Raw genomic sequence first — 2929 nt, 5'->3', positions numbered from 1 at the left:
TGTTGTTGCAAAGTTACTTTCTCGTTAGCCTGCAACAATCAGAAAACTGCAATTACGTCAGCACACAGAGAACATATGGGCGCATGGAAACACGTAAAGGTTTTGCGGGATGGCGTAGACGTCAACGTGAAGATTCTGAGAACCTCGCCGCCCACGTCGCTCCCGCGTTGGGTGGCAGCCGAACCACAAAGGATCAGTCATCTTCTATCCCATCGACTAATTCCTGCAGGTCGCCGGACCTTCGCGCAACCGTCAGTTCAGTGCATTTTGAATAGTTCAGCGCACGTTGTATTGTTCAGTACATGCTGACTATTGCTTCACGCCTCGACGTCATGAACCGGCTCGGCCGGGCCATGGCTGATCCGACGCGTTCCCGAATCCTGATGACCCTACTCGACGGTCCGGGCTACCCGGCCGAGATTTCGCAAAGCTTGGATCTGACGCGCTCGAACGTCTCGAACCACCTGTCCTGCCTACGCGATTGCGGCATCGTCGTCGCTGAGCCGGAGGGCCGTAAGACCCGCTACGAAATTGCCGATCCGCACCTCGCGGCGGCGCTCGAAGCGCTGGTCAACGCGACGCTGGCCGTCGACGAGAATGCCCCCTGCATCGACACTGAGTGCTCGGTGCCCGGCTGCGGCGAGAAAGGAACGGACGCATGAGTTCAGCATGTGGATGCGAACACGAACCCGCCACGGAGATCGAAGAGCTCGATCGGCCATGGTGGAAGGACCCCGAGTTGCTACTGCCGATCTTCTCCGGCATAGCCCTCGTCATAGGCCTGGCGCTGGACTGGTCTGGGCTAGAGACACCCGCGACAGTACTGTTCTGGGTCGGCCTGCTGCTAGGGGCGTATACGTTCGCGCCCGGCGCTATCCGGAACCTTGCCACGAAGCGCAAGCTCGGCATTGGCTTGCTTATGACGATCAGCGCGGTCGGCGCGGTGATCCTTGGTTTCGTCGAAGAGGCCGCGGCGCTGGCGTTCCTGTACTCGATCGCCGAGGCGCTTGAAGACAAGGCGATGGACCGGGCCCAAGGCGGACTGCGGGCACTGTTGAAGCTGGTACCGCAAACCGCGACCGTGCTGCGCGACGGTACGACGGCCGAGGTCGCTGCGAAGGACCTTGAGGTTGGCGAGCTGATGCTCGTGCGCCCCGGGGAGCGGATCGCCACGGACGGCATCATTCGGTCCGGACGCTCCAGCCTTGACACCTCAGCGATCACCGGAGAATCCATTCCGGAGGAGGTTGCGCCCGGCGACGAGGTACCCGCGGGAGCGATCAACTCCGCCGGTGTGCTGGAGGTCGAGACGACCGCAGCTGGAACGGACAACTCGCTGACCACACTCGTCGATCTCGTCGAGAAGGCGCAGGCGGAAAAGGGCGACCGCGCCCGGATCGCCGACCGGATTGCCCGACCCCTAGTGCCCGGGGTGATGATCCTTGCGGTGCTGGTCGGTGTGATTGGCTCGCTGCTGAGCGACCCAGAGACTTGGATCACCCGTGCGCTGGTGGTCCTGGTCGCAGCGTCGCCGTGCGCGCTGGCAATCTCCGTGCCGCTGACGGTCGTGGCCGCGATCGGCGCGGCCAGCCAGTTCGGAGTAGTCATCAAGTCCGGCGCGGCGTTCGAGCGACTCGGCGGCATCCGTCACCTAGCGGTAGACAAGACCGGAACCCTTACCCGCAACCAGCCCGAGGTTACCGGAGTGGTCCCGGCAGACGGATTCGATCGGGCGCAGGTGCTTTCCTTCGCGGCGGCGGTTGAGCAGCAATCGACGCACCCCCTCGCCGCGGCGATCGTGGCAGCGGATCCCGAAGCGCCCACCGCCTTGGATATCAGCGAGGAAGCCGGTCATGGCATCGGCGGCACCGTCGAAGGCCGACGGGTGCTGGTCGGCAGCCCCCGATGGATCGACGCCGGGCCACTGAAGGCGGACGTTGAGCGCATGGAGTCCGAAGGCCAGACCTGCGTCCTAGTCACCGTCGATGACGCTCTCGCCGGGGCGATCGGGGTGCGCGACGAGTTGCGGCCCGAGGTGCCCGATGCCGTGCAATCCCTGCACGACAACGACGTGGAAGTGAGCATGCTCACCGGCGATAACACTCGCACCGCCCGGGCGCTGGCTGAAATCGCCGGAATCGACGACGTGCGCGCCGAGCTGCGACCGGAGGACAAGGCAAGCATCGTTGCCGAACTCTCCTCCAAGACGCCGACGGCGATGATCGGCGACGGCATCAACGACGCGCCGGCACTGGCGGGCGCAACGGTGGGCATTGCGATGGGAGCAACCGGCTCTGACGCCGCGATCGAGTCCGCTGACGTCGCCTTCACCGGCCACGACCTCCGGCTGATCCCGCAGGCGCTGCAGCACGCCCGCCGAGGCAGCAGGATCATCAACCAAAACATCGTGCTGTCTCTGGCCATCATCATCGTGTTGATGCCACTGGCGATCAGCGGTGTACTGGGCCTGGCCGCCGTCGTGTTGGTACACGAAGTCGCCGAAGTCATCGTGATCTTGAACGGCCTGCGGGCTGCACGAGCGAAACGCTGAGGCTGTGACCGGCAAGTCTTATAAGGGTTGAACCACGCGCCGAGCGCACACACACGTTGGACCAGGCGAGTCATTCGAGTTCACCGCCTGGTCCTTCTCGATGCGTGCAGGCACGGGAACTGTGGGTGAACCTAATAGTTCAACGGCCTGATACCGCTTGCAGATTCTTCACACGAGGTAGCGGAATGGACCGAGGCCGAACGAAAACCGGAGTTAGAGACAGCGCTCTTCAACCTACCCCCAATAACGCGAAACGTCATTAACGCCTCGCGTTACACGTTGAACTTGAACTCGACCACTTCGACATCAGTCGCCAAGAAGTCTTCCGGTGGTGCATGCGCTACAACACCCGCAGACAGCACGCCTGGTGCAACTTTC

2 protein-coding genes are annotated in these 2929 nt (G+C 63.0%); both read left to right on the top strand.

Going from position 1 to position 2929, the window contains the following annotated elements; all coding sequences use genetic code 11:
* The first annotated feature begins 302 nt into the window (after positions 1–302).
* Positions 303–662, top strand: a complete 360-nt coding sequence (gene cmtR, locus HMPREF0308_RS08865; RefSeq protein ID WP_005530797.1) for a Cd(II)/Pb(II)-sensing metalloregulatory transcriptional regulator CmtR — start codon at positions 303–305, stop codon at positions 660–662.
* Entirely contained in the window at positions 659–2551 is a 1893-nt protein-coding gene (locus tag HMPREF0308_RS08860; RefSeq protein ID WP_005530796.1) for a heavy metal translocating P-type ATPase, read from the top strand. The genes cmtR and HMPREF0308_RS08860 overlap by 4 nt, the downstream gene beginning before the upstream one ends.
* Positions 2552–2929 lie beyond the last annotated feature (378 nt).

It is taken from the genome of Corynebacterium striatum ATCC 6940 (assembly GCF_000159135.1).
Lineage (GTDB): Bacteria > Actinomycetota > Actinomycetes > Mycobacteriales > Mycobacteriaceae > Corynebacterium > Corynebacterium striatum.
This window is presented reverse-complemented; position numbering and strand designations above follow the sequence as displayed.